This window comes from Mycobacterium sp. NPDC050441, from assembly GCF_040655355.1.
Taxonomy (GTDB): Bacteria; Actinomycetota; Actinomycetes; order Mycobacteriales; family Mycobacteriaceae; genus Mycobacterium.
This window is the reverse complement of sequence record NZ_JBFAJS010000001.1, coordinates 1,000,704-1,025,966: the sequence shown is the minus strand read 5'-3', so window position 1 is coordinate 1,025,966 and position 25,263 is coordinate 1,000,704. Positions and strand designations below refer to the sequence as shown.

Annotated in this window: 23 protein-coding genes and 1 pseudogene; 12 read left to right on the top strand and 12 right to left on the bottom strand. The window is 67.0% G+C overall.

Annotation, left to right across the window (positions count from 1 at the left end; all coding sequences use genetic code 11):
* Nucleotides 1–95 (top strand): annotated as a pseudogene (locus AB0I14_RS05005) (DUF3237 domain-containing protein); the annotation flags it as partial.
* Nucleotides 96–194: 99 nt separating this feature from the next.
* Here the strand turns inward: AB0I14_RS05005 and AB0I14_RS05000 are convergent.
* Complete coding sequence (locus AB0I14_RS05000) at nt 195–1,220, bottom strand: sigma-70 family RNA polymerase sigma factor (protein ID WP_358016628.1); 1,026 nt, start codon at nt 1,218–1,220, stop codon at nt 195–197.
* Between the two features lie 44 nt (nt 1,221–1,264).
* On the opposite strand from AB0I14_RS05000, the gene AB0I14_RS04995 reads away from it, so the two are divergent.
* The 5 genes from AB0I14_RS04995 to AB0I14_RS04975 all read left to right on the top strand — a co-directional run bounded on the left by AB0I14_RS04995 (nt 1,265) and on the right by AB0I14_RS04975 (nt 5,031).
* A complete protein-coding gene (locus AB0I14_RS04995) occupies nt 1,265–2,104 on the top strand; it encodes a lysophospholipase (protein WP_358016625.1) in 840 nt (279 codons plus the stop codon).
* Complete coding sequence (locus AB0I14_RS04990; RefSeq protein ID WP_358016622.1) at nt 2,101–3,081, top strand: hypothetical protein; 981 nt, start codon at nt 2,101–2,103, stop codon at nt 3,079–3,081. Before AB0I14_RS04995 ends, AB0I14_RS04990 begins: the two co-directional genes overlap by 4 nt.
* A gap of 62 nt (nt 3,082–3,143) precedes the next feature.
* Nucleotides 3,144–3,887, top strand: a complete 744-nt coding sequence (locus tag AB0I14_RS04985) for a DUF2786 domain-containing protein (protein ID WP_358016619.1) — start codon at nt 3,144–3,146, stop codon at nt 3,885–3,887.
* Nucleotides 3,884–4,354: a TIGR04338 family metallohydrolase gene (locus AB0I14_RS04980; RefSeq protein WP_358016616.1), complete on the top strand. Its 471-nt coding sequence runs from the start codon at nt 3,884–3,886 to the stop codon at nt 4,352–4,354. The genes AB0I14_RS04985 and AB0I14_RS04980 overlap by 4 nt, the downstream gene beginning before the upstream one ends.
* Before the next feature lie 20 nt (nt 4,355–4,374).
* Nucleotides 4,375–5,031, top strand: a complete 657-nt coding sequence (locus tag AB0I14_RS04975; RefSeq protein WP_358016613.1) for an O-methyltransferase — start codon at nt 4,375–4,377, stop codon at nt 5,029–5,031.
* 121 nt (nt 5,032–5,152) lie between these two features.
* Here the strand turns inward: AB0I14_RS04975 and AB0I14_RS04970 are convergent, their stop codons facing one another.
* The 3 genes from AB0I14_RS04970 to AB0I14_RS04960 are packed head-to-tail and all read right to left on the bottom strand — an operon-like array spanning nt 5,153 to nt 9,064.
* Entirely contained in the window at nt 5,153–8,059 is a 2,907-nt protein-coding gene (locus AB0I14_RS04970; RefSeq protein ID WP_358016610.1) for an MMPL family transporter, read from the bottom strand.
* Nucleotides 8,056–8,433, bottom strand: coding sequence for an MmpS family transport accessory protein (locus tag AB0I14_RS04965; RefSeq protein ID WP_358016607.1), 378 nt, complete (start codon nt 8,431–8,433; stop codon nt 8,056–8,058). Before AB0I14_RS04965 ends, AB0I14_RS04970 begins: the two co-directional genes overlap by 4 nt.
* Nucleotides 8,348–9,064 (bottom strand): SAM-dependent methyltransferase, encoded by a 717-nt coding sequence (locus AB0I14_RS04960; RefSeq protein ID WP_358016605.1) that lies wholly within the window; start codon nt 9,062–9,064, stop codon nt 8,348–8,350. The genes AB0I14_RS04965 and AB0I14_RS04960 overlap by 86 nt, the downstream gene beginning before the upstream one ends.
* A 155-nt stretch (nt 9,065–9,219) precedes the next feature.
* Between AB0I14_RS04960 and AB0I14_RS04955 the strand changes: the two genes are divergently transcribed.
* Nucleotides 9,220–9,798 carry a TetR/AcrR family transcriptional regulator gene (locus AB0I14_RS04955; protein WP_358016602.1) on the top strand — a complete coding sequence of 193 codons (579 nt, stop codon included), beginning with the start codon at nt 9,220–9,222 and terminating at the stop codon, nt 9,796–9,798.
* 8 nt (nt 9,799–9,806) lie between these two features.
* Here the strand turns inward: AB0I14_RS04955 and AB0I14_RS04950 are convergent, their stop codons facing one another.
* Nucleotides 9,807–11,510 carry an aldehyde dehydrogenase family protein gene (locus AB0I14_RS04950; RefSeq protein ID WP_358016599.1) on the bottom strand — a complete coding sequence of 568 codons (1,704 nt, stop codon included), beginning with the start codon at nt 11,508–11,510 and terminating at the stop codon, nt 9,807–9,809.
* A 1-nt stretch (nt 11,511) separates the two neighbouring features.
* Nucleotides 11,512–12,597, bottom strand: coding sequence for an oxygenase MpaB family protein (locus AB0I14_RS04945; protein WP_358016596.1), 1,086 nt, complete (start codon nt 12,595–12,597; stop codon nt 11,512–11,514).
* Between the two features lie 91 nt (nt 12,598–12,688).
* On the opposite strand from AB0I14_RS04945, the gene AB0I14_RS04940 reads away from it, so the two are divergent.
* Nucleotides 12,689–13,408: a TetR/AcrR family transcriptional regulator gene (locus tag AB0I14_RS04940; RefSeq protein WP_358016593.1), complete on the top strand. Its 720-nt coding sequence runs from the start codon at nt 12,689–12,691 to the stop codon at nt 13,406–13,408.
* Nucleotides 13,409–13,463: 55 nt separating this feature from the next.
* Here the strand turns inward: AB0I14_RS04940 and AB0I14_RS04935 are convergent, their stop codons facing one another.
* Nucleotides 13,464–14,444: a nitronate monooxygenase gene (locus tag AB0I14_RS04935; RefSeq protein ID WP_358016590.1), complete on the bottom strand. Its 981-nt coding sequence runs from the start codon at nt 14,442–14,444 to the stop codon at nt 13,464–13,466.
* A 121-nt stretch (nt 14,445–14,565) separates the two neighbouring features.
* Complete coding sequence (locus AB0I14_RS04930; protein WP_358016587.1) at nt 14,566–16,020, bottom strand: hypothetical protein; 1,455 nt, start codon at nt 16,018–16,020, stop codon at nt 14,566–14,568.
* Between the two features lie 136 nt (nt 16,021–16,156).
* Between AB0I14_RS04930 and AB0I14_RS04925 the strand changes: the two genes are divergently transcribed.
* Nucleotides 16,157–16,597, top strand: coding sequence for an SPW repeat protein (locus tag AB0I14_RS04925; protein ID WP_166907688.1), 441 nt, complete (start codon nt 16,157–16,159; stop codon nt 16,595–16,597).
* Between the two features lie 187 nt (nt 16,598–16,784).
* On the top strand, nt 16,785–19,394 hold the full coding sequence (locus AB0I14_RS04920) for a LuxR C-terminal-related transcriptional regulator (protein ID WP_358016584.1): 2,610 nt from the start codon (nt 16,785–16,787) through the stop codon (nt 19,392–19,394).
* Here AB0I14_RS04920 and AB0I14_RS04915 read toward each other — a convergent pair.
* Both AB0I14_RS04915 and ilvD read right to left on the bottom strand, forming a co-directional pair.
* Entirely contained in the window at nt 19,363–20,532 is a 1,170-nt protein-coding gene (locus AB0I14_RS04915) for an ankyrin repeat domain-containing protein (RefSeq protein WP_358016581.1), read from the bottom strand. The two genes, AB0I14_RS04920 and AB0I14_RS04915, sit on opposite strands and share 32 nt — an antisense overlap.
* Before the next feature lie 226 nt (nt 20,533–20,758).
* Nucleotides 20,759–22,504, bottom strand: coding sequence for a dihydroxy-acid dehydratase (gene ilvD / locus AB0I14_RS04910; RefSeq protein ID WP_358016578.1), 1,746 nt, complete (start codon nt 22,502–22,504; stop codon nt 20,759–20,761).
* Between the two features lie 240 nt (nt 22,505–22,744).
* Between ilvD and AB0I14_RS04905 the strand changes: the two genes are divergently transcribed.
* Nucleotides 22,745–23,050 (top strand): metal-sensitive transcriptional regulator, encoded by a 306-nt coding sequence (locus AB0I14_RS04905; protein WP_358016575.1) that lies wholly within the window; start codon nt 22,745–22,747, stop codon nt 23,048–23,050.
* Here the strand turns inward: AB0I14_RS04905 and AB0I14_RS04900 are convergent.
* Nucleotides 23,047–23,346 carry an MTH1187 family thiamine-binding protein gene (locus tag AB0I14_RS04900; RefSeq protein ID WP_358016572.1) on the bottom strand — a complete coding sequence of 100 codons (300 nt, stop codon included), beginning with the start codon at nt 23,344–23,346 and terminating at the stop codon, nt 23,047–23,049. The two genes, AB0I14_RS04905 and AB0I14_RS04900, sit on opposite strands and share 4 nt — an antisense overlap.
* A 131-nt stretch (nt 23,347–23,477) precedes the next feature.
* Nucleotides 23,478–23,867 (bottom strand): PPOX class F420-dependent oxidoreductase, encoded by a 390-nt coding sequence (locus AB0I14_RS04895; protein WP_358016569.1) that lies wholly within the window; start codon nt 23,865–23,867, stop codon nt 23,478–23,480.
* A gap of 64 nt (nt 23,868–23,931) precedes the next feature.
* On the opposite strand from AB0I14_RS04895, the gene AB0I14_RS04890 reads away from it, so the two are divergent.
* A complete protein-coding gene (locus tag AB0I14_RS04890) occupies nt 23,932–25,179 on the top strand; it encodes an MFS transporter (protein ID WP_358016566.1) in 1,248 nt (415 codons plus the stop codon).
* The last annotated feature ends 84 nt before the right edge of the window (nt 25,180–25,263 follow it).

Here is a 25,263-nt window from a genome sequence, read left to right as displayed (position 1 = left end):
AATACTCCTGGGTCAACCAGACCATCTTCGTCGGACAAGGACGCGTCCAACCCGGACCCGTCGTCGAATTCCAAGTCTTCCGAGTCACCGCATGACACTCCCGGAGTAGCCAATTGACGAGGTAGGGCCATCGGTGAATTTCCGCGCGGGCGGGTCCGACTTGCCCGCGCGGAATATGTCCTCCAGCTAACGCCTCAGAGTGAGGCGGGCAGCCCGAACTTCTCGAACAGCGAGGGCTCCATGAACGCGACCACATGCGAGATGCCGCCCTGACCGATGTCGAGGACGTGTAGCTGAAAGGCGTCGTGCCGGCCCGTCTCGCCATTCAGCAGGTACATCGCCGCGGCGGGCTGGCCATTGGCGCTCGTCGCGATGAACCGCATGTCCCCGGCCTTCTCGGCCGGGCACTTGTAGCGGGACAGGTCGCCGATGGCCTGCGGACCCTGATACCAGGTGTCGAACGGCGGCATCTCCCAGATGGCCTCGGCGGTGAACAGCTCGACGAGCTTGTCGATGTCGTAGGCCTCGAAGGCAGCCATGTAGTTGCGCAGCAGGTTCTGTGCGTGCGGGGTTTCCGGCGGGTCGATCGCATCGTCCTGGCTGGGGCCCACCGTGTCGAGCTGGGCTCGGGCGCGCTGCAACAGGCTGTTGACCGCCGCCGTCGAAGTTCCGATGGCGCCGGCAACCTCCGCGGCTTTCCACTGCAGCACCTCGCGCATCACCAGCACCGCGCGCTGGCGGGGTGACAGATGCTGCAGCGCCGCGACGAACGCGAGCCGCACCGAATCCCGGGTCCCCACGATCGTGCTGGGATCCGCCGGGTCGTCGGTGGAATCGGGGAGAGGCTGCAGCCACGGGATCTCGTGGTGCTCGGAGATCTCATCGGTGGGCGACGAACTCGGATTGCCCAGGCCCGAGGGCAGGGGACGGCGTTGCCTACCCTCCAACGCGGTCAGGCACGTATTGGTGGCGATGCGATACAACCAGGTACGCACCGAGGACTTGCCCTCGAAACCCCCGTACGCCTTCCAGGCGCGCAGGTAGGTTTCCTGCACCAGATCCTCGGCATCGTGAAGCGAGCCGGTCATCCGGTAGCAGTGGGCCAGCAGCTCACGGCGGTAGCGCTGGGCATCAGCCAGGAACGCATCGGCCGGACTGTCGTCATCGAGGCGGTGAGCGAGGACCGTCACATTCGCGAGCTTACGCAGCATCACCGACAACTACGACCGGAAAATGTCCGACCAGTGCGGCTACGCTCGCCAGGGTGACCAGCACCCGCAGTGAACAGACCTTTGACGGCGTCGGCGGGGTCCGCATCGTCTACGACGTATGGACGCCAGACACCGCACCGCGCGGCGTCGTCGTCCTCTCCCACGGCCTGGGCGAGCACGCCGGCCGGTACCACCACGTCGCGCAGCGGTTCGGGGAGGCCGGGCTGGTGGTCTACGCCCTGGACCACCGCGGTCACGGCCGTTCCGGAGGTAAGCGCGTGTACCTGCGCGACATGTCCGAGTACGTCGGCGACTTCCACACGCTGGTCGGTATCGCCTCGGCCGAGTACCCGCAGCTCCCGCGCCTCCTGCTGGGGCACAGCATGGGCGGCGGCATCGTGTTCAGCTACGGCGTCGAATATCCCGACGAATACACCGCGATGGTGCTGTCCGGGCCCGCGGTGGCCGCGCAGGCGTCGGTGTCGTCGGTACTGGCGGTCGTGGCCAAGGCGCTCGGCAAGATCGCGCCCGGGCTGCCGGTGGAGAACCTCGACGCCAACGCCGTGTCCCGTGACCCCGAGGTGGTGGCGGCCTACAAGGCCGATCCGTTGGTGTGGCACGGCAAGGTCCCCGCGGGCATCGCTCGGGCACTGATCATCGTGGGGGAGACCATGCCGCAGCGCGCCTCGGCCCTGACCGCGCCGCTGCTGGTGGTGCACGGTGAGAAGGACAGCCTGGTGCCCGTCGAGGGCAGCCACCGCCTTGTCGAATGTGTGGCCTCCGAGGATGTGCACCTCAAGGTGTACCCGGGTCTGTTCCACGAGGTGTTCAACGAGCCCGAGAAGGGCCTTGTCCTCGACGACGTGACGGCCTGGATCGAGACGCACCTGTGAGAAAGCTCGTCGTGGCACTGCTTTCGGTGCTGCTGGTCGCGGGTTGCGGTGCGAAGGAGTCGGGGGATCAACAGCCGACGTGGACCGACACCGACGTCACATTCGACGCCGACGGACTCACCACCCACGGGACCTACCGGCACGCGGGCACGAAGGGCCCGGCCGCGCTGCTGATCTCCGAGAGCGGACCCACCGACCGCAACGGCGACAACAAGGTCGTCGGCCCCGTCGGTAACATGCGCCAGCTCGCAGAAACGTTGTCGGACAAGGGCGTCGCCACCCTGCGCTACGACAAGATCGGCACCGGCGCCACCAAGCTCGGCCCCTACGAGAAGAAACCCACCGAGGTGGTCAGCGGCGTCTACACCTCCGGCGCGGCCGCCGCGCTGCGCTTCCTGGCCGGGCAGCCCGACACCGACGCGGCCAAGCTGTCGATCTACGCGGTGGGCGAGGGCGCCATCCATGCCATGACCCTGGGCGGTGCCGCTGATCCGAAGGTCCACTCGCTGGCCCTGTTTCAACCGCTGTCCGGCCGCTACCTGGACATCATCACGAACCGGGTTCGTGCCGGGGCCACCCCCGAGGTGCTGACCGCCTGGCTGGCCGCCGTGGACGAGATCCGCACCAAAGGGACCGTGCCCGCCGATCTCCCCGAGGGTCTGAGCGCGATCGTCAACAAGGACAACCTCAACGCCATCATCGAGGCCGACAAGATCGACCCGCTGCAGTTGGCCGCCGCGCTGCCCGACGGCATGCCGGTACTGCTCACCTGCTCGGACTCCGACGCCCAGGCCAGCTGCGAGACCGAGCGTCCGCTGATCGGCGCGCTCAAGCACACCGCACTCACGGTGGTCGAGCTCAAGGGCGTCAATCACGTGCTGCGTGACGATCCCACCGACAGCATCGCCAACTACGGCAAGCCCGGATCGTTGTCGCCCCAGGTGGTCGACGCGGTCGGGGGCTTTGCGGGGAAGTGATGTCAGAGGTGGTTTCTAGGATCGCGCCATGACCGACGAGCGAGAAGCGGAGCGGATCGCGCATGTCTGACGACAAGATGCTGGCGCGCATCGCGGCACTGCTGCGTCAGGCCGAGGGCACCGACAACCTCCACGAGGCCGAGGCGTTCATGGCCGCCGCCCAGCGGCTGGCCACCGCCACCTCGATCGACCTGGCCCTGGCCCGCGCACATTCATCCGAGCGCACCAAGGCGCAGATGCCTGTGCAACGCACCATCACCATCGGTGCGGCCGGGACCAAGGGGCTGCGCACCTATGTGCAGCTGTTCGTGGTCATCGGGATGGCCAATGACGTGAAATGCGATGTGGCGTCCAATTCGACCTTCGTCTACGCCTACGGCTTCGCCGAGGACATCGACGCCACCCACGCGCTCTACACCAGCCTGCTGCTGCAGATGGTCAAGGCGTCGGAGGCCTACATCGCCTCGGGCGCGCATCGTCCGACCTCGACGATCACCGCCCGGCTCAACTTCCAGCTGGCCTTCGGCGCACGTATCGGCCAGCGCCTGACCGAGGCCCGCGAGGACGCCCAACGTGAGGCCGACGAGGCCGACCGGCCGGGGACCGCTATCGCATTGCGAGACAAGGATATCGAGCTACGCGGCTTCTACCGCGAGGCATCGCAGGCCCGTGGGACGTGGCGGGCGACGAGTGCGTCCGCCGGGTACTCGTCGGCTGCCCGCCGGGCCGGGGACCGCGCCGGTCGGCACGCGCGTCTGGGGGCGAACCAGGAAATCTCCGGCGCGCGCGGCGCCCTGGAGCAGTGAGCGCCAAGGACACCCAGCGGGCCAGGGTGTATGCCGCCGAACAGTTCGTGCGCACCATGTTCGACCGTGCGGCCCAACACAGTTCGCGCGCCATCGACTTCTTCGGCACGTCGCTCACCCTGCCGCCGGAGGCGAAGTTCGGATCCGTCGATTCGGTACAGCGCTACGTCGACGACGTCGTCGCCCGCATCGGCGCACAACCGCTGACCGTCCGTGCCCGGCGGGGAGCCACCGCGGCGCACTACGAGCTGATCGACGGCAAGGCCGTCATCGCCGTCCCCGCGCGCGACACCTGGGCGCTGCGAGAGTTGGTGGTACTGCACGAACTTGCCCACCACGTGAGCCAGGCGGTCCCGGCCCACGGGCCGGCCTTCGTCGCCGCCTACTGCGAACTGTGCGCGACGATCATGGGACCGGAGGTTGGCCTGGTGCTGCGCATGGTTTACGGAAAAGAGGGCGTTGTCTGATCTGCGTTAGCCTGGCGCAGGTGACCGAGCCCGCTGAAGTCGATGCCATGTTCAACGAGGTGCTGCGCACCGAGGACGAGGCGCTGATCGCGGCGCGTCAATCCGCACAGACCGCCGACATGCCGGCCATCGAGGTGTCGGCTCAGCACGGCAAACTGCTGTCGCTGCTCGCGACGATCTCCGGGGCGCGTCGGGTGCTGGAGATCGGCACGTTGGCCGGCTACAGCACCATCAACCTGGCCCGCGGGGTGGGGCCGGACGGCAGCGTCGTCACGCTCGAATACGAGCCACGTCATGCCGAGGTCGCGCAGGCCAATTTCCAGCGGGCCGGTGTCGCCGACCGCATCGAGGTGATCGTCGGGGCCGCGCTGGACACGCTGCCGCGGCTGGCCGAACGCGGTGACGTGTTCGACCTCGTCTTCATCGACGCCGACAAGGAGAACAACGTTCGCTACGTCGAGTGGGCGATCAGACTGGGCCACCCGGGCTCGATCATCGTGGTGGACAACGTCACCCGGTTCGGTCGGGTACTCGCGCCGGCGGCCGACGACGCACAGGCGCAGGCCGTGCGCGACATGCTGGAGATGATGGGCGGCCATCCAGGGTTGGACACCGCCGCCATTCAAACCGTGGGAACCAAGGGCTGGGATGGCTTCGCCGTCGCGCTCGTCAGGTAATCCGCTGTGCCGCAGGCCCGTCCTGCACCGCGAGCGACCGTGTTTGTACGCAGATCACGGTGTGTCGGCGTACAAACACGGTCGCTCGCGGAGATAGGTCTCGCGGGGATGAGTTGAGGGGCTAGGCCAACGAGTCCTGCGGCTCGCGCTGGATCGACTTCGGCCACGGCTCGGGCTTGGGCCGCTGACGCACCATCTGCGGCCACCAGAACCACTTGCCCATCAGCGCTGCGATCGAGGGGGTCATGAACGAGCGGATGACCAGGGTGTCGAACAGCAGACCCAGACCGATCGTGGTGCCGACCTGACCGATCACGGCCAGTTCGCTGACCGCCATCGACATCATGGTGAACGCGAACACCAGACCCGCCGAGGTGACCACCGACCCGGTACCGCCCATGGCGCGGATGATGCCGGTGTTCAACCCGGCATGTATCTCCTCTTTGAACCGGGAGACCAGCAGCAGGTTGTAGTCCGCACCGACGGCCAACAGGATGATCACCGACATGGCCAGCACCATCCAGTGCAGCTCCAGCCCGATCAGGTGCTGCCAGATGAGCACCGACAGGCCGAATGAGGCGCCGAGGGACAGCACCACGGTGCCGACGATGACCGCGGCGGCCACCACGCTTCGCGTGAGGATCAGCATGATGATGAAAATCAGGCACAGCGAGGCGATTCCGGCGATCAGCAGGTCGTAGTTGGCGCCTTCCTGCATGTCCTTGAACATGGCCGCGGTGCCGCCGAGGTAGATCTTGGAGCCCTCCAGCGGGGTCCCCTTGATGGCCTCCTTGGCGGCCAGCTTGATGGGTTCGACGTGAGCGACCCCTTCGGGGCTCATCGGATCGCCCTCATGGCTGATGATGAACCGCACCGCGTGCCCGTCGGGGGACAGGAACATCTTCATGCCGCGCTTGAAGTCCGGATTGTCGAAGGTTTCCGGCGGCAGATAGAACGAGTCGTCGTTCTTGGCGGTGTCGAAGGCCTGACCCATGGCGGTGGAATTGTCCTGCATGGCCGCCATCTGATCCTGCATGCCGCCCTGGGTGGCCTGCATGGTCAGCATCATGGTCTTCATCGTCTTCATGGTCGTGATCATCGGCTGCATGTTCGCGATCATCACCGGGATCAGTGCGTTCATCTTGTCCATGTCAGGGACGATCTGCTCGAAATCCGCTGTCATGGTGTCGACGCCGTCGAGGGTGTCGAACACCGACCGGATCGACCAGCACATCGGGATGTCGTAGCAGTGCGGTTCCCAGTACAGGTAGTTGCGGATCGGCCGGAAGAAATCGTCGAAATCCGAGATGTGGTCGCGCAATTCCTTGATGTCGTCGACCATTCCGTGCATCTTGCCGACCATGCTGCCCATGACGTCGCGCATCTGTTCCATGAGCGCGATCATCTTGGTCATCGTGTCGACGGTGACCTGCATTTCGTCGGCCTGCTTGAGCATGTCCTTCATGCGGTCCTGCATGTACTTCTGGTTCATCGTCTGGGTCGTGCCCTGCATGCTGATGTTGAACGGGATCGAGGTGTGCTCGATCGGCGTTCCCTGCGGGCGCGTGATGGCCTGGACCCGGGAGACGCCCGGCACGCCGACAATGCGTTTGGCGATCCGCTCGATCACCAGGAAGTCCGCCGAGTTGCGCAGATCGTGATCGCTTTCGATGAGCAGCAACTCGGGGTTCATCCGGGCTTGCGAGAAGTGACGGTCGGCCGCGGCGTACCCGGTGTTGGCCGGTAGATCCGCCGGGAGGTACTTGCGGTCGTTGTAGTTGGTCTTGTAGCCCGGCAGCGCGAGCAGACCGATCAGTGCGAGCGCGATCGTGGCGATCAGGATCGGCCCCGGCCAGCGCACCACGGCCGCACCGATCTTGCGCCACCCGCGGGTGCGCATGGCCCGCTTGGGCTCCAGCGTCTTGCCGAACTTGGTGGCCACCGCGATGGTCGCCGAGCCCAGGGTGAGCGCGACGAGCACCACCATGACCATGCCGATGGCAAGCGGGATACCCAGCGACTGGAAGTAGGGCAGGCGCGTGAAGTGCAGACAGAACGTGGCGCCGGCGATGGTCAGGCCCGAACCCAGGATGACGTGGGCGGTGCCGTGGAACATGGTGTAGTAGGCCTGTTCTCGGTCTTCGCCGACACTTCGGGCCTCTTGATATCGACCTATCAGGAAGATCGCGTAGTCCGTTGAGGCGGCGATGGCCAGCATCACCAACAGGTTCGTGGCGAACGTCGAGAGCCCGATGATGTTGTAGTAGCCCAGGAAGGCGACCAGACCGCGGGCAGCCGACAGGGACAGCATCACCATGACCAGGGTGAGCAGCACCGTCACGACGGAGCGGTAGACCGACAGCAGCATGATGATGATGACCACGAAGGTCAGGGCGGTGATCATCTCGAGGCTGCGGTTACCGGCGATCTCCTGATCGGCCGCCATCGCCGCCGGGCCGGTCACGTATGCCTTGACGCCGGGCGGTGCCGTGACGCTCTGGACGATGTGTTCGGTGGCCTCCACCGATTCGTTGGCCAGCGCCTCGCCCTGGTTACCGGCGGTGTAGACCTGCACGTACGCGGCCAGGCCGTCGGAGCTCTGGGCACCCGATGCGGTCAGCGGGTCGCCCCAGAAATCCTGAACGTGCTCGATGTGCTTCTTGTCGGCCTCAAGCTTGGCGACGATCTCGTCGTAGTACTTGTGTGCCTCGTCGCCCAGCGGCTTGTCGCCCTCGAGCACGACCATGACCGAGCTGTTGGACTTGAACTCCTGGAACACCTCGCCGACACGCTTCATCGCGATCATCGACGGCGCGTCGTCCGGCGTCATCGACACCGACCGCATCTTCCCCACCTCTTCGAGCTGGGGAACGATCACGTTGAGGAGAGCGATGACGGCGATCCAGCCGAGGATGATCGGTATGGCCAGTCGCCGGATCCACTTGGCGATCCCGCCGTGCTCGGCGGGCTGGGCGTGCTGTGGACCGCTGACCGGGATCGAGTCGGTCGGGGTGTCGTAATTGCTCATGCAGATTTCACCAAGCAGAAGGTCTGGGCGTTCACGCCGTTGGAGGTTCTCTCGTCCTTGAGTTCGTCATCGACGGTGATGCGGCAGCTGATCGTGTTGCCGTCGCCCTGCGCGACGATGTTGGGGAACACCGACGGTGCGGTGGACTCCAGGCGCAGCGTCCAGGGCAGGGTGACCCCGTCGATGCGTTGGGGCTGGGCGTCGAGATCGAGGTAGTTCACGTCCGCCGTCGCACCGGGGACGCCGTCGATCTCGTAGACCACGACTTTGGGGTCGAAGGGCTTGGTGTCATCGACCTTCGCGCTGGCGAGGCCGGAGCCGTCGCCTGCGCCGAAGAACGTGCGCACCCGCATCACCGTGAACCCGCCGACCACCACCACCACGATGATGATCAACGGAATCCAGAACCGTCTCAACAGCTTCATATTCGCTGGTCGGCCTTTCGGAGGTCAGGTACGCAGTGACGTACTGGCTAGCTGCGAAGCTCCATTGCCATTTGGTGAGCATGTCGGCATCGGCGGATTCCCGCCAACATCTTTCTACGTCGACATCGGCGGCGACGTCTCCGTCGGAATCGTCCCGGAACGGACTGACCGAGATTTCCGAGATCAGCCGGCTGCCCGGGGCGCTCAGAACGGTGATGTCGCCGATGAGTCGACGCTGCTCATCCGATGGAATGAAGGGTAGTACGCCTTCCACGCTCCACAGGGTGCTCCGGTCGGCGTCGAATCCCGCCCGGGAGAGCGCGGCGGGCCAGTTTCCGCTGATGTCGGCGGCCACGCCGTGCACGGCGGTCGTGGATGCGAAGCCGGCCATGGCGTCGGTCTTGACGTCGAGGATCGCCGGATGGTCGACGACGTACACCCGGGTGCCGGCGGGCCAGGGCAGCTGATACGGACGCGGGTCCAGATCGGAGGCCAGGAAAACCACCTGCTCGATGCCGGTTTCGGCAGCGGTGATCAGAAAGGCGTCGAGACGGTCGAGAAGGTCTGCAGGCTGTGACACGCACGAACTTGGCATCAACACTCCTCCCCCGCAGGATTCCTTGCCGGATGTAAAGTGAAACCTATACAGTCGGCTAACTTCAATCAAGTTAGTTTGGCTATTGACGCTGTGATCTAGACCGCGTTCGGTACGCTCAGCGCGACGAAGGGACGGGTGTGGCGAAGGCTGTTGCGCCGCGTGGCTTTGCCCGCGAGAGAGTGCTCGAGGCGGCGTTGAGCCTGTTCGCAGAGCACGGTGTCAACGGTACGTCGCTGCAGATGATCGCCGACCGCCTCGGAGTCAGCAAGGCGGCCGTCTACTACCAGTTCCATTCCAAGGACGAGATCGCACTCGCCGTCATCCAGCCCGTCTTCGACGACATGATCCGGCTGGTCCGCATCGCCGAGGCGATGTCCACTCCCGATGCCCGACGGGAAGCCGCCGTCAGCGGGATGGTCGAGATGGCCGTGCGGCACCGGCGGGTGACCGCGGTGTTCCACGGCGACCCGGTGATCGACGCTCTGGTGCAGGACCGGGCCGAACTCCAGGACACGATCGAACGGCTCACCGTGATCCTGCTGGGCCCCGAACCCGACGCCGCAGGCCGGATCTGCATGTCGGTACTCGCCTCGGGTGTCTATGGCAGTGCCACCGATCCCGCGCTCAACGACATCTCCGACGAGGTGCTGCACCGGGTCTTGTTGGACTGCGCACAGCGGTTGCTGCCCGCCGTGGCGCCGGCCGTCTCCGGCTAGTCGCGCACCTAACCGCGCAGCGCCGACGCGAAGATCGCGGGCATCTTGCCCCAACCCGGCGCCGCTGCGAAGTCCACCAGCAGTCGGCCCGTCGTCGCCGCGGTGCGGTTGTTGACGAACCACGGCGGCTTCGGCGACAGCGACCACTCGCCGCCGAACACCGAACGCGGCGCGGGCCGGAACGGGCCCCGGACCACTGTGCGTTCCGGGCGGTCGAGCAGAAAAGCGTTGTGCACCACGCCGGTTCCGCTCTGGATGTCGTTGCGCTTGTGTCCCGGGAAGGCTCCCCAGGTGGCGGTCGGCGTCAGGTAGCCGACGCCGGTCCAGGCGTTGATCGCGATGGTGCCGTAGCGCAGCTGCTCGACGAGGTGGTCGAACTTGTCGCCGAGGCCCGCGATGGTGCTCGGGTGGGCGATGATGTTGACCCCGAGGGTGCCGACGAACTCGTGGTTGGCGACGCGCACGGCCTCCTCGAAAAATCGTTCACCGGAACTGTCGTCTTCCGTGTCGAGCTCGATCACACCGAGTACCGGACCGAAGTATTCGGTGCACAACAACGCTTCGCGGTCAGCCGGATCGACCACCAGGACCCGGGCCCCGTTGGATCCCAGGTGCTGTGCGTCCGGATACGACGTGTCGGCGCTCGCGACCCTGACGTCGGAACCGGGGTAGTAGGCGGCCCGCGCCGGGGCGTCGTTGACGGCCTTGCGGATGGCGGCGATGAACTCGTCGCGCTGCGCCCATCGCTTGGGCAGCACCACCACCTGCGCGGCCACGCAGTTGTAGCCGTTGTTGTGGAGTCGTTGTGTGGCAACGTGATTGGCCTGGAACTCGATATCGGCCTTGCTCCAGGTGCCGGGCAGCACGATCGTCGGTGACACCCCGCCGAGCTCGGCGGTCATCTCCTTGTCGAGCACCGGCTCGTCAGCAGCCTTGCGTCGGGCGCCCTCTTCCCCGGTACCGAACACGATGGCGTCGTAGGTCAGGGCGCTACCGGTCATGTGCACGTGGTCGACCAGCTTGTGCCGCACCAGGTATGTCCCGGCCTCGGCGCCGCCGGTCAGGATGCGCACCGCGCCGACGGCGATGAACGGGGCCAGCACCTTGGTCAGCACGGGTAGCAGTGGATCGGTGATCGGGTTGAGCTTGAGGGCCACCACCCGGTTGTTGGCGTACAGCTCGTAGATGGTGTCCAGCGGGGCGATCGAGAAGATGTTGCCCGCGCCCAGTACCGCGCCCACGCCGTTGGTGCGGGACGGGTCGCGTTGGGCCAGACCGGCCGACCGTATTGCGTCGGCTTTCTCGATTCCGGGCTGCAGCCACACCTCGGCGCTGAACCCGGACAGCAGTAGCTGGTCGAAGGTGTTGAGCGGTAAGGCCTTTACCGTCGTGCGGCCGCCGGGGGCGTAACCGAACTCGGCGCCGTCGAGCGGGCTGCGGCCCGCTTCGAGCTTGGCCAGGCTCTCCGACAGCGCGCCCAGCCCGGCCGCCAGTGAGTACGGACCGGACATCCATTCCTCGCCGACCAGCGGCGAGGACGGGTCGAGTTGTTTGATCCCGACGGCGGCGTCCACCCACTCGGCGGCGTGCCGCGCAGTCAGTGCGCGCACCTCGTCGAGTAATCCGCGTCGGGCCGCCAATGACAGGGAGGCCCAGGTCTTTTCACCTTCGACGAGTTCCTCGAGGGCCTCGTCGATCTGCGTTTCGGTCATCTCAGCTCACGCTCTTGTCGAATCGGACCAATGCGTCGTGGTGGTTGTGGGCGTAGGGGGTCGGACCCTGTCCGATCTCTCGCTTGGCCACGATCTGACTGTACTGCTCGAACGGGGTCTGCTTGCCCCACTTCGCCCGAGCCTCGGCGGGCGTGTAGGTGACCGTGTTCCTGGCCGGGATGTCCACCAGGGTGGGGCCGACGATGGGCGTGGTGTTCGGCGTGGTCAGGTCCAGGACTGCCAGCTCCAGGCGCGGATAGGCGGCGATGACCCGCAGGAAGGGGCGGACCACCGCGCGCGCCGCGATGTCGGCGTACCGGCGCTGCGGGATGCCGCCGAGCAGGCGCATCCACTGCGGCATGGTGGCGATGATGGCGGCGCGCATCGGGATGTTGAACGCCTTGCGCATCCAGCGCGGCATCCGCTCGGGCAGGATGTGGTAGCCCAGATCGACCAGGTAATCCATCATCCGCTGGGCCACCTCGGAGCCGACCAGGTCGGCCCGGAAGCTCTCGAAGTACTCGCGGATGCCCTCGCGGGTGCGCGGCACGTCGTCGGGATTGATGGTCTGGAACTCCGCTGCCCGCGCGCATTCCTCCCAGTACCGGCTCTCCTCTTCGGCCGACAGCTTGCCGGGGCCGAACATCTCGTAGCTGTAGAGGATCGAGTGCCACGCGGTCAGGTGGATCCACAACTGCGAATGCGGATCGTTGGCGTCGAACGGACGCTTGGTGATGGGCTCGGTGCCGATGGCCTTGGAGTGGATCTTGACCAGGATCTCGGCCGCGTCGAGGACGGACTTGGCGTCGCCGAAGGCCGCCAGGGCGAAGTACTGCATGGTCCGGTCGTAGCGCAGGCGGGTGCGGCTGTAGACCTGCCCGGTGGCGTCCACCGCGGCGGCCAGGAACGGATCGAGGTGCTCGATGGTGACCGCACGCGAGAAGCCGATCAGCAGTGATGTGGGGTAGCTCCACACCTTCCAGGTAACCGATCCGGGGCCGAAGAAGCCGTAGTCCTCGGCCGGTTCCAGGGGTTCGGCAACTGCCGGCAGACCTGCTGCTCTACGAAGTGCGATTACCGCATCCATCTGCGTCGTTCCCTTCGAGATCTAGTGGTACATGACGTACCAGTTCGGGAAATGGTACGTCATGTACCACTAGATTGGCTAGGGTGTAGCCGTGGCAACTGAGGGCAGCGGTTCGGTGAGTCGATGGGCCGGCCAGCGGGAACGCCGGCGGGTCGAGTTCGTCGACGCCGCATTGTCGGCGATCGCCGAGCACGGCCCGCAGGCGTCGACCGAGCAGATCGCCGCGCACGTCGGCGTCACCCGCACGAAGCTCTACCGACATTTCGCCGGCGCGGCCGACCTGCAACGCGCGATCGCGCAGCGCGCCGCGGAGATGCTCAACACCGAACTCGCCCCGCTGTGGACACCTCACGGATCGATGGCCCAGATCATCGAGGCCAGCGTCGGCGCCCACGTCGGGTTCCTCGTCGAGCACCGCAACCTGTACCGCTATCTGGCCCGGTGTTCGCTCGGCGAGGACGGCTCGGCGCCCGACGCCATCGCCGACATCCGATTGACCATCGGTACCCAGCTCGGCGTGCTGTTCACGGTGTACCTCAACGCCTTCGGTGTGGACACCGACCCGCAGCCACTGGCGTTCGCCATCGTCGGCTTGGTGGAATCGACCACCGGCCGGTGGCTCGACCAACCGGGCTCAACCGCACAGGACCGGCTGGTGGCCGACCTCGTGCGCTGGATCTGGCTGCTGGTCGACGACACCCTCCGTGCCGGTGGGGTGTACCTGGACCGCGCCGAGCCGCTGCCGACGCCCGAGGTGATCGCCGCGCAGGCCGAGAGCTACCGCGATCCGGAGCGGATCGGCGTCGCCTGACCCCGTATTTCACCGGCATTCTGCGCACGCTCGCGGTGCGCCGAGCGCGCTGAGCTCACGGCGCGAGGTCTGCCACGGCCTGCGCTGCCGAGGTGACTTCGTTGAGCCGTAGCGCGGTCTCACCGGCGTAGAGCGCGGCACGGTCTGCCCACGTCGCCGGCATGTCGGCGGTGAGGGTGATCGGGGTGAGGAACGGCAGTCTCGGGTGTTGCAGGCGCAGGAGGGCGCCGTCGCCGCGGTCGGGGACTCGGGACAGTGGCGCGCTGTACTTGTTGATGGCCGCCGGCAAGCGGCGTGCCCTGCCGTCGGGGTGGCACCAGCGATCGGTTGTCGCGTTCGGAATCACCCGATGCCGTTCCGGCCAGGCGAGGCCGAACACCGTCGTCTCAAGCGTTCGGTCGGCATCGAGGATCCGTTGCCGGTACACCGGATGTGCTCCGGACTCGTGGGTGAGCAGGAAACGCGTGCCGGCCACCACGCCCGCAGCGCCGGCAGTGAGCGCGGCGCGGGTATCGGCTGCGGTGGCGATGCCACCTGCGGCGAAGACCGGGCGGGAACCCGCCAGTACCAATGCCTTTGGCAGGAAATCCGCCTGCGCCACGGTGCCGACCAGATGCCCGCCCGCCTCACGGTCCTGCGCGATCAATCCGTCGGCCCCGTAGGCCAGCGACTCCGCGGCCTGCTGTTCGGTGCCGACCATCACGATGACGAAAACACCGCTTGCGGACAGCTGTTCGATCAAGGCCCGGTCGATCGCGAAGGCCATCACCGCGATGTCGATCTTCGCTTCGAGGCAGACCTCGATATGAGGGCGACGGGTGAACGGCATCAACAGATTGACCGCGACCGCACGTCCGGGCGCCTGTTCGCGGACGCTTGCGATGGCCGCCTTCAACCGACTCGGCGGCACGAGCCCCAAGGTGCCCAGCCCGCCTGCCGCTGAAACCGCGGATGCCAGGGGTGCTCCTGCGATGCCGCCGCCCATGCCTGCCTGAAGCACCGGTACCTCGAGTTTCAGACGGTCTGCAATGTCCACTCCGCGATTCTGCGTCATTCGGCATCGTCTGAACGTGCGCAAACTGCTGGATGTCGGGCGGCGTGTTGGCCGCAGAGCCGCACGCTCGCGGTGCTGGGTTACGCGGTGCTGGGTCCGGCGGCTACCAGCGGCAGATGTCGGCGCCCCAACCCGAGTCGATGGCGCGGAAGGCCAGCAGATGCCGTTGCCACCACGGCAGCGGCGCCGCGAGCACGGGATCCTTTGTCGCATCGTCCACCACGCGCGGCGGTCCGTCGTGCAGATAGGCAATCCGGACGCCACTGATGCCTGCGTCCTGCCACAGCATCACACTGCGCCGCAGCTCGAGCCAGGGGATGCGGACCGGGGGGTCTTCCGACATCCAACGGACCTGTCGGCGAAGGTATGTCAGGTCGGCCGACTGCTGCGGAAACTCCATCCCGACCACCGTGACGGTGTCGCGCTGATAGTCGGCCAACTGGAGTGCCGTGACGCCGGGCAACAGATGATTGGTGGCGCCTTCCTCGGTATGCAGGTTGCTGAACATCGAGTAGTTCGCCACCGTCTTGAGGCCCACATACGGCGTCACCCCGTTGGCGAACGCCAGCAGCGGGGCGATGAGCAGCACCAGCGGACGAAACCGCCAATTCGGGGCGCGGACACCCGCCCCCTGCGCGGAGCGGTACGCGCGCAGCAGCGCGACCATGAACGGGACCACCGCGACGAACCAGGTGAGCACGAGCAGGGTGTGCCAGGGCAGGCCGACCGGGCTCGACGGTGAGTCGGCCGAACTCGACAGCACACTCACCAGCACATGGGCCGCGAAGCCGGTGAGCGCGACGCGGCGCAGCGCAGAAGCGCGGGCTGCCAAGGTCACGAACACCTCGGTCGGGACCAGCAGTACGTACACCGCGAAGACGACCGTGGCGAAGTCGTAGAACGAGGCCATCGCCAGTATCGAGTGGAAGCCCACCCCGAGCAGCACGCCCCAGAAACGTAGCCGCGGCACCGCCAGCAATCCGAGAATGGCGGCCTCGATCACCACCGCAGCGACGCCGACGAACTCGCCGACGCTCTGGCTCGGTGTCACATCGTCGAAGCCGTTGAGCCAGATGAGCTGGCCGAACAGCTCGCTGCCGCACGAGGTGGCCGGGGTGAAGTAGGCGGTGTTCAACTTGTCGAAGACCGTGAACAGGTAGACCACGAGCAACACAAGGCCGATGGGGCTCCGCGCGGCATCCAGCCAGCGCTCGACGAAGTTGTCCGGTTCACCCGGTCGGTTCCGGGTGGCCAGTGCCCACAATGCCGCGGTACCGAGTGCGACGGCGATCAGCAGGCTCAGCACCAGATGGTTCGCGGCCGCAGGCAGGTTCAGCGCCGCCACCGTGGCGCCGGCCGCGACGGCCAGACCGGCTGCGGCCACCGAGCCGGGAAATATCAGGGCGGGCAGGGCGGCCGGCAATGCCGGCAACACCGCGAGGGGCTGGCTGTCGGAGTAATGGAACAGCAACGCCATCGCGAAGAGCGTTGCGAACCAGCCGAGTTGCTGACGGGGGCCGGTGGGTTCATCCGTTCGGACGTTGCTGCGCCACCGCATTGAGAACACCTTACTTGGCCGGCGTCGGCGGCCGCCCGCACCCGACGCCATCGCGCCCGTAGCGGCGTAATCTGGGAAGCGATGGATGGGGGCGGTAGGGCCCAAACGCCTTGCCGTGTAACGGAAAGGATAAGAAATGAGTACGGTCCATTCATCGATCGATCTACATCCGGACATTCTGGCCCTGCGGGCGAGCTATGACCGTGTTGCAGAGTCGATGGCCGCGCAGGTCACCTTCGGCCTGACGTTGCTGACGGCGATGTACGTCGCGCTGTCACCCTGGATCGTCGGCTACGACGCCTTCAACAGGCTGACGGTCAACGATCTGATCGTCGGAGGGGCGATCGCGTTCCTGTCAATGTGTTTCAGCTTCGCGCTGGATCGCGCGCACGGCATGACCTGGACACTGCCGATATTCGGTGTGTGGCTGATCATCTCGCCGTGGGTGTTTGTCAGTGGACCGAGCGCCGGCATGATCTGGTCGCACGTGATCAGCGGTGCGCTCGTGATGGTGCTGGGCTTCAACGCGATGTACTTCGGGATGCGGGTCCGCAATTCCGAAGCGCGGCACGCCTGACCGGCAGACCGGCCGGTAGGCGCACCTGGTAGACCAGCCGGACCCCGGCTGGACGGGGATCTGCGCGCCCGGGCCGCCCCGGGTATCCGAGGATGCGTCAATTTGCTCCCCACAGGCGGGTTTGACGCCATATCCTGGGCAATCGCAGGACTTCCGATGACGGCGATGGCGGGTACGAACTGCTGACATGAAGCTGGCGGGGCGGGAAGAAGAACTGGCGACGATCCGTCGCTGCCTTGGTGGGCCGGGAACGCACCACGGTGTGGTGATCGTCGGCAGTGCCGGCGTCGGTAAGACCCGGTTGGCGCGGGAAGCCCTCAGCCACGCAGCGGCATCCGGGCACCGCACCAGCTGGTTCGTCGGCACCGAATCCGCGCGGGCCATCCCGCTCGGCGCGTTCACCGGATCGATCAGCCAGAGCATGTGCGACCCGTTGCCGGACGTGCGGCGCGTGATCGATTCCTTCGTCGCCCAACAACGGATGGGCAAGGTTGTCATCGGCGTCGACGACGCGCACCTGCTCGACGCGCTGTCCGCGCACGTCGTACACCAACTGGCGCAGACCCAGGGGGTGCGCCTCGTTGTCACCGCACGTTCCGGCGGACCGGAACCCGACGCGGTGACCGCCCTGTGGAAGGACAGCCTGCTCGACCGGATCGACCTCGAGCCGCTGTCCGCCGCAGCGGCCGCCACGCTGATCGAACTGGCGGTCGCGGGCCCCGTGGACAGCCGCAGCACGCGCCGGTTCTGGAAACTGACCGGAGGCAACGCGCTGTACCTGCTGCAGCTGGTCAAGGACCAGATCGCCGCCGGGCGGATGCGCAAATCGGCCGGGGTGTGGATGTGGGACGGCGATGTGGCGGTGTCCCAGAGCATCACCGACATGGTCGGTCGCCGCCTCGGTGAACTCGAACCCGGCATGGCGCTGGTGCTCGACACGCTTTCGCAGTGCGAGCCGCTGAGCGTCGACGTCCTGGGTGACCTCGTGGAGCCCGCCGACCTGGAGGCCGCCGAGCAGATGCATCTGGTCAGGGTCGATCGCGCCGGGCGCGGCCTGGTGGCGACCCTCGCGCATCCGCTGTACGGCGAATTGCGCAGGGCCACTGCCGGTGAGATGCACCTGTCGAGGATCCGGGGGCGGCTCGCGCGGCGGTTGGCGTCGGAGGCCGACGGGGATATGTGGGCGACTGTCCGCCGGGCACTGCTCGCGCTGCACTCCGACCTGCCACCGGATCCGGAGTTGTATCTGACGGCGGCCCGCTGCGCCGCGGTTCTGCTCGATCCCGATGCCGCCAACCGATTCGCCGCTGCCGCAGCCGAATGCGGCGCGCCCGAGGCCGCGCAGATGCAGGCCATGACACTGGTTCTGCTGAGTCGGGGCGAGGAGGCCGAAGCAGTCCTGCGCGACATCAGCGCCGACGGTGCGCCGGACAGTCACCATTGGGCGACGGTTCGGGCGGCCAACCTGGCCTGGATGCTCAGCCGGCCGCTCGATGCGCACGCACTCTTGGAAAAACTTTCCGGCACAGAAGAATCCGATGCGCAGCGGATGGAACGCCTGGCCATCGAGGCCTGTGTCGACGCGGTACTCGGGCACTGTGCGAAGGCGGAGGAAAAAGCCAGGGCTGCACTGGATTTCGATGGTTTACCCGATTTCCACGCGATGATGGCCTCGATCGCGTTGATGATGGCTTTCGGCGCGCTGGGACACGTCGACGACATCAACACCGTCGCCGAGCAGGCAATCGAACGGGCCAACACATCGTTCGAATCATCGCCCATGCGCTTCTGGTTCGGTGCCGTCCACGGTCGCGCCTGCCGGTTGACCGGCCGTATCGACGAAGTCACGGCGATGGCAGCGCGACTGGACGAGTCGGCTCGCGATGTCCCGGGCCTCGTGTACGCCAACCTCGCTCACCTGCTCGGCCACGCCGAACTGGTCCGAGCCGATCTGGCCGCTGCGGTCAAGCACCTGCATGAGGCGTACGCCGGTGCCGAAACACATGAGATAACAACGGGTTTGCGTATCGCCAGCTGTTTCGCGCTGGCCGAGGCGTATGCCAAACTCGGCCAGGTCGCTGCAGCAACCGAAGCGCTGGCCGGTGTCGGGCAGCTGGTGCCCGTCGAATACGTGTTCGTGGGTACCGCAATGTCGATGGCCACCGGGTGGACGCTGGCCGCCGGTGGGGCGCTGACCGATGCCATCGATCTAGTGCGCACGGCGGGCCGGGACGCGGCGCGATGTGAACAGCCGACGCATGAACTGCTGTGCCTGCAGACGGCCGCACAGTGGGGCGACACCGCCGGCGCGGCGCGCGCACGGGAGCTCGCCGACACGCTGAAACTGCCGCTGGCCGAAACGGTGGCCCGCCATATCGAGGCCCTGGCGGCCGATGACGGCGCCGGACTACTCACCGCCGCAGGGGAATACCGGGCCCTCGGTGACCGCGCCACCGCCACTGACGCGATGGCGCAGGCCGCGGTCGCGTTCGGCCGCCACGGTCAGGGCAAGCGCAGTGCATATGCGGCCGCGTTGGCGCAGGAGAGCGCCGACGAATGCGGCGGGCTGTGCACCCCGGCGATGCGCAACCCGGCCGGACAGCCGCTGACCGGAAGGCAGCGCGAGATCGTCGAACTCGTCGTCGCGGGGCTGACCAACAAGCAGATCGCCGAGCGGCTGGTGATGTCGGTGCGCAGTGTCGAAGGCCATCTGTACCGGGCCTGCCAGCGGGTGGGCGCCAGTTCACGCGAGCAGCTCGCCGCGATCATCCGTCGTGGTCCGAAGGGGCTCGCGTGACGTGCCGACGCAGCACGTCGGCTGCCTCGGTCTGGTAGGCATACTCGGCCCAATCCAGTGCAGTGGAGCCGAATCTCCGGTCGGTGATGGTGGTGTCGGCCCCGGCACCGAGGAGACGCCGAATCAGCTCGAGGTCACCGGACCACGCGGCCTGGTGCAGGGCTGTCGCACCTTCGTCATCGAGAGCATTCGGATCGTCGGGGAACACCGGAGCGACCACGTCGACTCCGGATACGTCGACTCCGTGCCGGGCCAACAGGTCGAGCCGCGCGGTGAACCCGTGCTCGGCCGCCCAACTGACCTGGCGCCTCCACATCTCGGGGCGGGTTTCCATCGCCTCGCCGAGACGCACCTCCCACGGGCTCGGACCGGCATCGGCCAAGCCGTGGGCGAACAAGAGGTCCAGGTGCGAATCGTCGGCGCGGAACATCCGGTTGTACAGCGTCTGCTGGTCGGCCGGATGTGCGCCGCGATCGAGCAGAAGCGTGGCCAGGTCGGGGGCGAACGGATGCCGGGGCTGGCGGCGCGACCCTTGTTCACCCTCGCCGAACACGCCGGTCAGCACCGTGAACGGTGTCGACATTCCGCACCAGAGATAGCCGGCATTCGGATCGGCGCCGGCGTCGAGCAGCAGTGCCGCGGTGGCGAGGACGTCGTCGGCGCTGCGGCCCAACGGAACCCGCGAATAGCACAGGTACATCAGCGGCACCCAGCCGAACGGTCCGCCCCCGGTCTTCGCGAGTGCCGCCCGGTTCGTCAGATGTCGGGAGACTGCCGCCGGATCCGCGGCCGACGCGGCGGCCCAGATGTGCTCGTCGACCAGATCCGGGTCGGTGCTGAGCAACTCCGCGGCGGCCTGCCACCGGGGCGGAGCGTCGGTTTCGTTGTAACGCAACGATGCCCATGAACAGAACCGGTCGACGGTTTTGAGGGCGTTCTCGTCGAGCGCGCCGGGGTCGATGCCGAGGTCGGCTGCGTCGCGCAGGTAATGCACGAGCCTGGGCCAGCTGCTGAAACCGTACGAGCGAGCGACGGCCAACTGGGCTTCGTGCAGCGGTGCGCGATTCGCGCGCTGCAACGCCCGGGCTTCATCGCGGAGATGGTCGATCGAGGGATTGCTGGGCAGACGGCTGGCCATGACGGCCTCCTCTCAAGAGCCCGTGTCCGCGAATCGGGCTGAGAAGAGGTCAGTCACAAGGCAACTCAGTGTGCAGGGAGGCTTGGCCTCTTCGAGCGGACGTCGGGCGTTCCTGCACGCCCAATGTCACGCTACCACCGGGACTTGCACCGCGAGCGACCGTGAATGTACGCAATCTACGGCGTGTTGGCGTACAGACACGGTCGCTCGCGGTGCAGGGGAATCCCTAGTTGCAGACGGCGCCGACGGCGGCGGACTGGACCAGCTTGGTGTACTTGGCCAGCACGCCGGTCTTGTACCGCGGCGGCAGCGGCTCGAAACCGGCCTTGCGGGCCTCGAACTCGGCCTCGTCGACCAGCAGGTCGAGCGTGCCGCTGGCGACGTCGAGCCGGATCCGGTCGCCATCCTTGACGAACGCGATCGGCCCACCGTCGACGGCTTCGGGGGCGATGTGCCCGACGCACAGGCCCGTCGTCCCACCGGAGAACCGGCCATCGGTCATCAGTAGCACGTCCTTGCCCAGCCCGGCGCCCTTGATGGCGCCGGTGATGGCCAGCATCTCGCGCATACCCGGGCCGCCCTTGGGGCCTTCGTAGCGGATCACCACGACGTCGCCGTGGGTGATGGTGCCGTCCTCCAGCGCGTCCAGGGCCGCCCGCTCGCGCTCGAAAACCCTTGCGGTGCCCTCGAACACGTCGGACTCGAAGCCTGCGGACTTCACCACGGCGCCCTCGGGGGCCAGCGATCCGTGCAGGATCGTGATGCCGCCGGTGGGGTGGATCGGGTTGTCCATCGCACGCAGCACCTTGCCGTCGGGGTCCGGCGGCGCGATGTGGGCGAGGTTCTCGGCCATGGTCTTACCCGTCACGGTCAGGCAATCGCCGTGCAGCAGACCCGCATCCAGCAGCGCGCGCATGACCACCGGCACGCCGCCGATCTCGTCGACGTCCTTCATCACGTGGCGGCCGAACGGCTTAACGTCGGCCAGGTGCGGAACCTTGGCCCCGATGCGGGTGAAATCGGCCAGGGTCAGCTCGACCTCGGCCTCACGGGCGATCGCCAGCAGGTGCAGCACGGCGTTGGTGGAGCCGCCGAACGCCATCACGACTGCGATGGCGTTCTCGAAGGCGTCCTTGGTCAGGATGTCGCGGGCGGTGATGCCGCGGCGCAGCATCTCGACGACGGCCTCGCCGGACTTGCGGGCGAACTCGCCGCGCCGCTTGTCCACAGCCACCGGGGACGCGCTGCCCGGCAACGACATGCCGAGTGCCTCGGCCGCCGACGCCATGGTGTTGGCGGTGTACATGCCGCCACACGCGCCCTCACCCGGACAGATCGCGCGCTCGATGATGTCGACGTCCTCACGGGACATCAGCCCACGAGCACACGCGCCGACCGCCTCGAAGGCGTCGATGATGGTGACTTCCTTCTCGGTGCCGTCGGTGAGCTTGGCGACACCCGGCATGATCGAACCGTTGTAGAAGAAGACGCTTGCCAGGTCCAGACGGGCGGCGGCCATCAGCATGCCGGGGATCGACTTGTCGCACCCGGCCAGCAGCACGCTGCCGTCCAGGCGCTCGGCCTGGATCACGGTCTCGACGCTGTCGGCGATCACCTCGCGGGAGACCAGCGAGAAGTGCATCCCCTCGTGGCCCATCGAGATGCCGTCGGACACCGAGATGGTCCCGAACTCCAGCGGGTAGCCCCCGGCCTCGTGCACGCCGGCCTTGACGTCCTGGGCGAGCCGCTGCAGCGACATGTTGCACGGGGTGATCTCGTTCCACGACGACCCCACGCCGATCTGCGGCTTGACCCAGTCGTCGTCGCCCATCCCTACCGCGCGGAGCATTCCGCGGGCTGCGGCCTTCTCCAGGCCGTCGGTGACGTCGCGGCTGCGGGGCTTGATATCGGGCTCCGGTTTGGACCTGGTGCCGCTTGCGCGAAGAGAAGTGTCAGGGGTCTCGGAAGACATGAAGGCAAGTATGCCCCTCGGTTAGTTAGCCGCCCAAATTCTTTACGATACCCAAGGGGGGTATAGAGCAATCGACGGGCTGACCCGCAGTGCAGGTCAGCCCGTCCACTCCGTGGACTTGGTGGTCAGGTCGAGTCCCATGAGGAACCCGATCACGAGCGGGGTCGGCGACCGGCTCGCACCATTTCTCCCGGCCAAATGGATATGGATACCCCGGTGGGGTACCGGTATGATGGGGTCATGGACGTGGCTGAAAACTCGGGTGCTCATGGCTACTCGGCGCAGAAAGAGAACTACGCCAAACGGCTGCGCCGGATCGAGGGTCAGGTCCGGGGCATCGCCAAGATGATCGACGAGGACAAGTACTGCATCGACGTACTCACCCAGATCAGTGCCGTCAACAGCGCCCTGCAATCCGTGGCGCTCGGTCTGCTCGACGAGCACCTCGGACATTGTGTGACGCAGGCGGTCTCCGAAGGCGGTGACGAGGCAGAGGCCAAGCTGGCCGAAGCATCGGCCGCAATCGCCCGCCTGGTCCGCTCCTAGTCGCCCAGCGCCTGCTCGATCCGCTCGACCTTCGCGGTGAGCTGCCCGGTGTAGCCGGGCCGGATGTCGGCCTTCAACACCAGGCTGACCCGCGAGGAGACCGCCGCGACGGCCTCCACGGCCTGTTTCACCACGGCCATGACCTCATCCCATTCACCTTCGATGTTGGTGAACATGGCGTTGGTCTCGTTGGGCAGGCCCGAGGCCCGCACCACCCGCACGGCCTCGGCCACCGCGGCGCTGACACTGCCGGACTCGTCCCCACCGTTCGGGCTGATGCTGAAGGCGACAATCACAGAATCGATTGTGCGCCCCGGTGAACGTGCGCGGTCGGCGGTGTGCCGCTCACGTTCGTAACGCTGTGGCGGCCGGAGCGCCGGCATCCCGCCCTGACGTTACGAACGCGGACTCACGACGCCGAGCTGAATCAGTGCTTGCTGAACAGCGTCGGGCGGACCGCGAGGACCACGCGGTCGGCGGCGTCCGGCGGCGCCTCGTTGAGTGAACCGCTGTAGCGGTCGTTGAGGGCCAGGAAGAACGCGGCCGTCGGGTCGGGCACGATCTCGTCCACCACACCGCGCACCTCCAGATAGCGGTACGGGTTGTCGGGATCGTGGATCGACATCGCCACCTCGGGATGCGCCGTCACGTTGCGGTACTTCTGGCGCTTGGTGGTGTGGGTGAAGCGCAGGTGCGTGCCATCCCACTCGAACCACATCGGATTCACCTGCACGGTGCCGTCGGGTCTGGTGGTGGCCAGATGGCCGAACAGCGGTCGCGTCAACAGATCCTCATAGCCATCGGGCACTGCAACCATTGCGCATCCTCTCGGGTCGGCAACCACGCACGGCAACGTTATGGCATTACCGTGGCATTCCAGCATGACCTTCAGCGTCACCGGCGAATCGCTCCACGCCCACACCAGCCCGTGGACACCGCGCGTTGCCACGCAACTCGCCATACTCGCGGCGGCGGCGTTCATCTACGTCACCGCCGAGATGCTCCCCGTCGGTGCGCTGCCGGCGATCGCCACCGATCTTCAGGTCAGTGAGGGCCTGGTCGCCACGCTGATGGCCAGCTATGCGCTGGTCGCCGCGCTCACCACGGTCGCCCTGGTACGCCTGACGGCCCGCTGGCCGCGACGCCGGACCCTGGTCGCCACCCTGGTCTGCCTGACGGTCTCACAGGTGATCTCGGCGCTCGCACCCAACTTCGCGGTGCTGGCCGGCGGCCGGGTGCTGTGCGCGCTGGCCCACGGGCTGATGTGGTCGGTGATCGCGCCGATCGGCGCCCGACTGGTCCCGGCCAGCCACGCCGGCAGGGCTACCGCGGCGGTCTACGTGGGCACGGGCCTGGCCCTGGTCGTGGGTAATCCGCTCTCCGCGGCGCTCAGCGCGGTGTGGGGCTGGCGGCCTGCGGTGGCGGTGATCGCCGTGACCGCCGCCGTGGTGGCCCTGGCCGCGTGGACGATGCTTCCGCCGCTCGCGCCGGCGTCCGCCGTCACACCGGCGCCCGGGGCACCGCGCACCTACCGGCGCAACCGTCGCCTGCTGACCCTGTCGATACTCACGCTGATCGGTGTCACCGGGCATTTCATCGCCTTCACCTTCATCGTGGTGATCATTCGGGACGTGGTCGGGATACACGGCCCGCACCTGGCCTGGCTACTGGCCGGTTTCGGGATCGCCGGCCTGGCCGGGATGGCTGCCATGGCCCGGCCGCTGGACCTGTGGCCCAAGGCCTCGGTGGTGAGCTGTCTGGCCGCACTGGCCGCTGCGCTGCTGACCCTGTCGGTCCTGGCCCTCGAATCGTGGTCCGGGCCGGCCGTGGTGGCGCTCGGTGCCGGGGCGGTGGTGGTCTGGGGCGCGGCGTCGACGGCTTTGCCGCCGATGCTTCAGGCCTCGGCGATGCGCACCTCTCCGGACGACCCCGACGGCGCCTCCGGCCGGTACGTCGCGGCCTTCCAGGTCGGCATCATGGGCGGTGCGCTGATCGGTGGCGGCCTCTACGACCACGGAGGCGCGGCCCCGACCGTTGGCGCCGCCGCGGCCCTGATCATCGTCGCGATGATTGGTGTCGCGTTGTCTCGCGGCGTATTCACAGTTTCCTGCGGGGTCTGCGAGAAGTAACGCAACGAGGCTCACAGTCGATAAACACCGCAGTTCAGCGCCGTGGAATCGGTCGCTGTCGGGGAATAACGGCTTCTCGCGGCA